The following is a 6,685-nucleotide window of genomic DNA, read 5'->3' as shown; positions in this document are numbered from 1 at the left end:
CACGCGGTGAGCAGGGGCACGAGTTCGCGGCCGATACCGCCGGCGCCGATGATCGCGACCGAGGCGCCGCGGAGGGTGCGGACGGCGGGGTCGACGGCGGCCTTGGCCCAGCGGGTGTGGGCCGACCGGACGACTTGGCGGGTGCCCGCGAGAAGCAGGGCGAGTGCGTGCTCGGCGACTCCACGGGCGTAGAAGCCGGAGGCGTTGGTCCAGGTCCGGCGGTCGTCGAGTAGTCCGGCGGCGACGAAGTGCTCGATTCCCGCGGTGCTCAGCGCCACCCACTCGACGTGGTCGGGAAGCGCGGGGAAACCGTCAGGACCCCCGATCCACACCAGGATCCTGGCCTCGTCCAGAGACACCACCGAGCCGCCCGCGCCCTCCACCGCGTCGACGAGGTGGGGGTCGCGGGTCGGCTCGACGGCCACACGCAGGCCGGTGGCGTCGCCCGGGGTGGGGCTCATGTCGGCAGGGCCTTCTTTCCCGTCTCGGTGATGGTGGACACGGTGAGGAGCCCGATCAGGCAGACCCCGATCACCCAGTATGCGGGCGCCATGCCGCTGCCGGTCCAGGCGACGAGCTGGGCGGCGAAGTACGGGGCGGTCCCGCCGGCGATGATGGTGCCGATGTTGAAGCCCAGGGCGACGCCGGTGTAGCGGACGCGTCGGCCGAAGAGCTCGGTGAACAACGGGAACGCGGGAACCTGGACCACGCCGTTGAGCACCATGTAGACGAAGTACACCAGACCCACCACGAGGATGCTCTGTGTGGCGCCGAGCAGCATGAACACCGGAACCGCGATGACGATGTAGGACAGGTACCCGGCGACCAGCACGGGCTTGCGGCCGAAGCGGTCGGTGAGGGCGCCGCTGATCGGGAAGGTGGCGCACGCGCAGGCGATCGCGATGGCGGAGGTCCAGTAGACGGCGCTCTTGCCGAATCCGAGATCGTTGGTGAGGTAGACGCTGAAGTAGGTCAGGGCGATGTAGCCGGAGCCGTTCATGGCCACCGCGACGCCGACGACCTTGGCCACGGACCAGGGGTGGTCGCGCAGGACACCGAGGAGGGGGTTCTTGACGACCTCCTTCTTCTTGGCCATCGCCTCGAACTCGGGTGTGTCCTCGAGCTTCATCCTGATGCGCAGGCACACGAAGGCCAGGGGGAGGGCGAGGAGGAACGGGATGCGCCAGCCCCACGAGGACATGGCCTCCTCGCCGACGAGCAGGGTGACCAGGCCGACGACGGCGGCGGCCACCGCGAACCCGAGCGTGGCGCCGATCGGGGTGAAGGAACCGAAGAAGCCCCGTCGGCCGGCGGGCACGGTTTCGGCGATGTAGGTCGCCGCGCCACCGATCTCGCCGCCGGCGGAGAAGCCCTGTGCCAGGCGGACCAGGACGAGCAGGATCGGTGCGGCGACGCCGATGGCGGCGTGGGTCGGGAGCATTCCGAGGATGCCGCTGGCCACGCCCATGGCCACGACGCTGGCGATGAGCGCCGTCCGGCGGCCGATGCGGTCACCGAGGCGACCGAAGAAGATCCCGCCGACCGGCCGGGCCACGTAGGCGACACCGAAGACGGCCAGGGTCGACAGGATCGACGCCGCGGGGTCCTGCGAGGGGAAGAAGAGCGGGGCGATGAAGACCGCCAGGAACCCGTAGACGGCGAAGTCGTAGTACTCGATGAGCGTGCCGACCCCGCCCGCGAGCGCGGCCCGGCGGGTGAGCCTGGGGTCGGGGGTGCGCCGTGTCGACTCCGCCGTGGGGTGGTCGGCGTCAGGTGGTGCCGCTGCTGCGTGGTGCTGCGGCTGATGTACCTCGGTCATGGTGTCGCGTCCTTGTCGGTCAGGAGGGGCAGGCAGGGGGCGGTGAGGTGGAGCAGTGGAAGGGGGTTCAGGTCCGCGCGGGGGCGTGCTCGGCCAGTAGCAGGTCGTACGAGCTGCCGGCCTCGATGATCGCGACGGTACGAGGGTTGGGCGGGGTGCCCGTGATCCGGGTGCCGGTGGCGGCTTCCAGGGTCGCGGTGCGCCAGTCGAGCGTGACCTCGTCGCCGCGCGAGACCGCCGCGGTGACCCCCGGGATGGTGATCAGGGGCATGCCGTTGAAGGTCTCGCCGCGCCAGAAGCCGGGGGAGAACGATTCGGCGACGACCGCGGCGATCCCGAGGTCCCGGAGGGCGATCATCGGCGGGTAGTGCGGGTGGCCGTAGCCGAAGTTCCGGCCCCCCACGACGATGTCGCCGGGCCGGACGCGCTCGGCGAAGCCGGGGTCGAAGTCCTGCATGCAGGCCGCCCGCAACAGCTCGCGGTCGTAGGTCTTGATGTTGGCCACGCCCACCACGAGATCGATGTCGAAGTCGTCCCCGAAGACCCAGGCGACGCGGCCGGTGATGACGTCGGGCGGCGGCGGGTACGCGCTCATCGGGACGCCTCCCCGATGGTGCCGGTGATCGCACTGGCGGCGACGGTGTAAGGCGAACCCATGTAGATGTTCGCCTCGGGACTGCCCATCCGGCCGGTGATGTTGAGGACGCCGGTGGAGATGCAGTTCTCGTCGGGCTGGAGGGGTTGTTGGTAGCCGAAGCAGAAGTCGCAGCTGGACTCGGCGATCGTCGCCCCGGCGGTGCGCAGGACGTCGAGGATCCCCTCCGCCTCGGCCTGGGCGAACACCTTCTTGGACGTCGGGACGATGTTGAGCTCGACCGTCGGTGCGACCTTCCGCCCGTCGAGCACGAGGGCGGCCGCCCGGAGATCCTCGATCCGTCCGCTGGCACACGACCCGATGAAGGCGCGGGTGATGGGCGTGCCCTCGAGTTCGGCCGCCGTCGAGGTGTTGGCCACGCGCGCCGAGCCCGGCCGGACGACGCGGGGCACCAGCGTCGACAGGTCGATGCTGTGGCGCGCGGCGTAGGTGGCGTCGGCGTCGGGATAGACGGGGTCGAACTCTCCGCGAGCGACCTCGGTGGCGTAGGCGATCGAGACGTCGTCGGGCTCGAAGATCGCCGACACCGCCCCGGTGAACATCGCCATCCCGCACAGGCCCTGTCGGTGGTCGATCGCCATGTCGCGGGCGCCCGGACCGCCGAACTCCATGACCTGGTGGGCGCATCCGTCGGCGCCCACCAGCTCGATGATGGTGTGGACCAGATCGCGACTGTCGACCCCGTCCGGGAACGTCCCCGTGAGCTCGAACCGGGTGGTCCGGGGGATGTCGACGTGCACCTGCCCGGTGACCCATGCCTCGATGAGGTCGCGTCGGATCCCCCAGCCGAGGGCGTTGAAGGCGCCCACCCCGCTGATGTGGCCGTCGAAGTGGACCAGGAAGTCGCCGGGGGTCGCCAGGCCGAGCTCAGCGGTCAGCTGGTGGCCGATCCCCTCGGCCTCGTGGAGTTCGATGCCGTAGAACTCGCACCACTCCCGGGTCACGGTGTGGACCTCGGTCTCCCGCTGGTCCTTCCTGGTGAGCATGTGGTCGATAAAGACGACGTACCGGCCGGGGTCCTCGAGCGTGGTGATGCCGAAGTCCTCGTGCATCTGCCGGAACATGACGTCGGTGTACCCGGGGAAGTCGTAGGCGATCATCCGCGAGGGCCGGACGGCGTGGTTCTCCCCGGCGCGCACGGTGGGATGGTCGGTGGCCCTGGCGAGGATCTTCTCGGCGATCGTGAAGCCCATCGGTCACGCCCCCTTCGCGGGTAGGTACTCGTTCTGCATCGCCTCGATCTCGGGGAAACCGATCATTTCGACGAACTCGTGGTGGGCCATCGCGTCCGCGCTCACCTCGGCCGGAGGTTCACCCGCCGCGAGGCGACCCAGCACGGTCCGGCCGGCACCGGTGGCGGCCATGAGCAGTTGGGTGGGCAGCAGCGCCAGTCGCACGCCGATCTGGTCCAGGACCTCGGGGGTGAACTCCCGCTCCGTCCAGGTGGACGCGGTCAGCGTGGCCATGAGGGGGACGCCGACCTCGGAGTGGCAGCGCTGCCATTCCTCCACGGTGCTGAAGGTCTTGGTGACCGGCATGATCATGTCGGCGCCGGCCTCGACGTAGGCCCGGCCGCGCCGGAGGGCCTCCTCGCCGGTGGCGTCCGTTCGGGCGATCAGCAGGACGTCGTCCGGGGTGGTGTCGCGGACGGCGCGAATCTTGCCCACCGCCTCGGGGACGGGGATCAGGTCGACGGGTTCGCCCACGCAGATCGGGCACGACTTGGGGGAGACCTGGTCCTCCATGAACATGCCCTGTACGCCGGCCTTGACGAACATCGTCGCCGTGCGGGCGGCGTTGACGGCGTTGCCGTAGCCGGTGTCGATGTCGGCGACCACCGGGAGTGCGGAGGCGGCGGTGATGGTGCGGATCGCGGTGAGGTTCTCGCTCATCGTGTAGAGCTCGGCGTCGGGGAGCCCGAGGGCGGCGGAGATCGCGAAGCCGGAGGCGCACAGTGCGTCGAAGCCGGCCTGCTCTGCCAGTCGCGCCGTCAGTCCGTCCCAGACCCCCGGCGCGTACACGAGCCTGTCCGAGGTGAGGTCCTTCAGGGTGGGCGATGTCATGCCGCTCACCTCCATTTCGTATAGCGGAACGCATTTCGTAATGCGGTACGAAACTAAACGTGGTCCGCGTCACATGTCAAGCGCGGGCGGTCGGGGTGGAACCGCGGCCGGCTGCCTACGATGGCGGGACCACCCGACACCCCGGACAGAACAGGACCTCGCCGTGCCCAGTCCGCCCAGGCCGCCGTCGCCCGCATCCGACGCATCGCAGAGCAGGGAACTGGTGGGTGCCCTTCTCAAGGCCTGCGCGCTCCTCGACCACTTCGGCGCCGACCGCTCCACGTGGACGCTCACCGAGCTGACCGAGGTCAGCGGCATGAACAAGACGACCGTGCACCGGCTCATGGCGACCCTCATCCACGCGGGGTGGGTCGATCGCACGCCCGAGGGCGGCTACCGGGTGACCGTGCGACTGTTCGAGATCGGGGCGTCGGCCCTGGCGGACCTGGACATCCGCTCGGCCGCCCGGTCGTTCCTGACGGGGCTGGTCGCGGAGTTCGGCGATACCGCGTACCTCATGGTCCCGGCGGAGGAGGGCGCCGTGTGCATCGACAAGGTGGAGGGGAGCGGAAGCCTCGTCGTCGCCGGGATCAACATCGGGACCGTCCTGCCGTACCACGCCGCCGCCGGCCCGGTCGCGATGCTGGCCCACTCCCCGCAGCTGCGGAACGCGTGGATCCGGCCGGGCCTGCACACCTACACCTCCCGTACGGTGCACGAGCCGGGCGAGCTGATCGCCCACCTCGACGAGGTGCGCGCCGCCGGTTACTCGCTCAGCGAGTCCGACTTCCTCGAGGGGGTGTCCGCCGTCGCCGCGCCGATCCTCGACGACGACGGGTCCGTGCTGGGGTCGATCAGCATCGGGGGTCGCTCCGAGAACTTCTCCGGCGAGATCCTCGAGGCCAAGATCGCGCACGTCACGCGGGCCGCCCTCCGGATCTCGGCGGCACTGCGAGCCGCGCGCGGGTGACCGAGGCCCGGGCCCGGGTCAACTACTCTTGACACTAGAAGTCAAGCCTGCTTAACATCGGGCCATGGCAGTTCGGGAGTCCGACGTGACCGGGCCGAACCCGGTCAGGGAGTACCGCAAAGAGAAGCGGGTCACCCAGGCGGAGCTCGCCGAGGCGGTGGGAGTCAGCAGGCAGACGATCATCGCGGTCGAGCGGGGCGACTACTCGCCGTCGGTGTACTTGGCGATTCGCATCGCGCGGGTCCTGGAACGGTCGGTCGAAGAGCTATTCATTCTGGAGGAGGAACCCCGATGACTCAGCGTGACAGCGTGTTCGACCGGTGGTCGGACCGGGTGATGAACCTCGACAGCCCGGTGTACGGCGATGAGCGGGAGCGCACGGTCTTCATGGAGGCGAGTTCGTTCGGCCTGACCATCGGGCTGTACGCGGGATTGGCGGGAGCCGTCGTCTCGGCGGCGTTCGGCCTGATCCTGCTCCCGACGGTGCTCCTTGTGCTCACCATCCTGCCCGCGGCGGCGACCCAGTGGTATGCGCGGCGGCGGGGTGTCCACCTCAACGCTCTCGTCGAGCGGTCCGGGGCCAGGTCGGCGATGGTGACCATGGTCGGCGGGTGCGCGCTCGTCGCCCTGGTCTTCGCCGCGATGACCTTCACCGTCTTCGCTGGTCAGCCGCTCCTGCCGACCCCGTCCGTCACGCTGACACCCGGGGAGGGTCCGCTCGGCGGGGCGGCACAGGGCGCCGTGATCGGCGGGATGATCGGTGCGGTAGCCGGGATGATCGGGTCGGTCGTGAGCTACCGCAAGGCCAGCCGCGGGAAGTAGCAGCGGCGTGATTGGTCCTCACCGCGGGCCGGGGTGCGGAGGCGAGCCGATGCACGATTCCGACCGGTCGTGCCCCGTGCAGGTCCGGTGGCATAGTGGGGACGGCAAGCCCCATCGTGTCCGGGCCAGCCCGGGCACGTGGCGACACCGCACGAATCCGCGCAGGTCAGCGCCTGCGCCGACGAGAGGATCGCACATGGCTATCAACGACGACGACATGACGACCACCGGCAACTCGGGCGAGGGCGTCGCCGACGGCGGTTCGAACCCCGGCGGCCACGACGGCGGTGCCGACGGCTCCGCCCAGCACACGAAGGGTGAGGGCGAAGGCCTCGCCGACGGCGGCTCCAACCCGG

General features: G+C 70.0%; 7 protein-coding genes and 2 pseudogenes. 4 read left to right on the top strand and 5 right to left on the bottom strand.

The features are described 5' to 3' along the window. The 5 genes and pseudogenes from G6026_RS14385 to G6026_RS14365 form a co-directional block, all read right to left on the bottom strand. A pseudogene (locus G6026_RS14385) lies at window positions 1-461 on the bottom strand (hydroxyacid dehydrogenase); the annotation flags it as partial. Continuing rightward, the gene (locus G6026_RS14380; RefSeq protein ID WP_182613579.1) at window positions 458-1,819 is read right to left on the bottom strand and encodes an MFS transporter; all 1,362 of its coding nucleotides are present in this window, start codon (window positions 1,817-1,819) and stop codon (window positions 458-460) included. The pseudogene G6026_RS14385 and the gene G6026_RS14380, both read right to left, overlap by 4 nt. Before the next feature lie 67 nt (window positions 1,820-1,886). Continuing rightward, on the bottom strand, window positions 1,887-2,414 hold the full coding sequence (locus G6026_RS14375; protein WP_182613578.1) for a 3-isopropylmalate dehydratase: 528 nt from the start codon (window positions 2,412-2,414) through the stop codon (window positions 1,887-1,889). After that, complete coding sequence (locus G6026_RS14370) at window positions 2,411-3,667, bottom strand: aconitase family protein (RefSeq protein WP_182613577.1); 1,257 nt, start codon at window positions 3,665-3,667, stop codon at window positions 2,411-2,413. The genes G6026_RS14375 and G6026_RS14370 overlap by 4 nt, the downstream gene beginning before the upstream one ends. A gap of 3 nt (window positions 3,668-3,670) precedes the next feature. Further along, window positions 3,671-4,537 (bottom strand): isocitrate lyase/PEP mutase family protein, encoded by an 867-nt coding sequence (locus G6026_RS14365; protein WP_182613576.1) that lies wholly within the window; start codon window positions 4,535-4,537, stop codon window positions 3,671-3,673. Between the two features lie 163 nt (window positions 4,538-4,700). Here G6026_RS14365 and G6026_RS14360 point away from each other — a divergent pair, with 163 nt between their 5' ends. From G6026_RS14360 to G6026_RS17530, 4 genes and pseudogenes are all read left to right on the top strand, one after another. Continuing rightward, window positions 4,701-5,507, top strand: a complete 807-nt coding sequence (locus G6026_RS14360; protein WP_309230154.1) for an IclR family transcriptional regulator — start codon at window positions 4,701-4,703, stop codon at window positions 5,505-5,507. A gap of 64 nt (window positions 5,508-5,571) precedes the next feature. Next, complete coding sequence (locus tag G6026_RS14355; protein WP_182613575.1) at window positions 5,572-5,802, top strand: helix-turn-helix transcriptional regulator; 231 nt, start codon at window positions 5,572-5,574, stop codon at window positions 5,800-5,802. Next, the gene (locus G6026_RS14350; RefSeq protein WP_182613574.1) at window positions 5,799-6,329 is read left to right on the top strand and encodes a hypothetical protein; all 531 of its coding nucleotides are present in this window, start codon (window positions 5,799-5,801) and stop codon (window positions 6,327-6,329) included. The genes G6026_RS14355 and G6026_RS14350 overlap by 4 nt, the downstream gene beginning before the upstream one ends. Before the next feature lie 196 nt (window positions 6,330-6,525). Continuing rightward, window positions 6,526-6,685 (top strand): annotated as a pseudogene (locus G6026_RS17530) (BatC protein); the annotation flags it as partial.

Origin of the sequence: Dietzia sp. DQ11-38-2 (assembly GCF_014145055.1) — a bacterium.
GTDB lineage: Bacteria > Actinomycetota > Actinomycetes > Mycobacteriales > Mycobacteriaceae > Dietzia.
Note: the sequence above shows the minus strand (reverse complement) of the source record. Positions and strands in the feature narration are given on the sequence as shown.

Coding starts and splice junctions, on each gene's coding strand:
- G6026_RS14380 (WP_182613579.1), bottom strand. CDS start 1,819: ATGACCGAGGTACATCAGCCGCAGCACCACGCAGCAGCGGCACCACCT.
- G6026_RS14350 (WP_182613574.1), top strand. CDS start 5,799: ATGACTCAGCGTGACAGCGTGTTCGACCGGTGGTCGGACCGGGTGATG.
- G6026_RS14375 (WP_182613578.1), bottom strand. CDS start 2,414: ATGAGCGCGTACCCGCCGCCGCCCGACGTCATCACCGGCCGCGTCGCC.
- G6026_RS14365 (WP_182613576.1), bottom strand. CDS start 4,537: ATGACATCGCCCACCCTGAAGGACCTCACCTCGGACAGGCTCGTGTAC.
- G6026_RS14370 (WP_182613577.1), bottom strand. CDS start 3,667: ATGGGCTTCACGATCGCCGAGAAGATCCTCGCCAGGGCCACCGACCAT.
- G6026_RS14355 (WP_182613575.1), top strand. CDS start 5,572: ATGGCAGTTCGGGAGTCCGACGTGACCGGGCCGAACCCGGTCAGGGAG.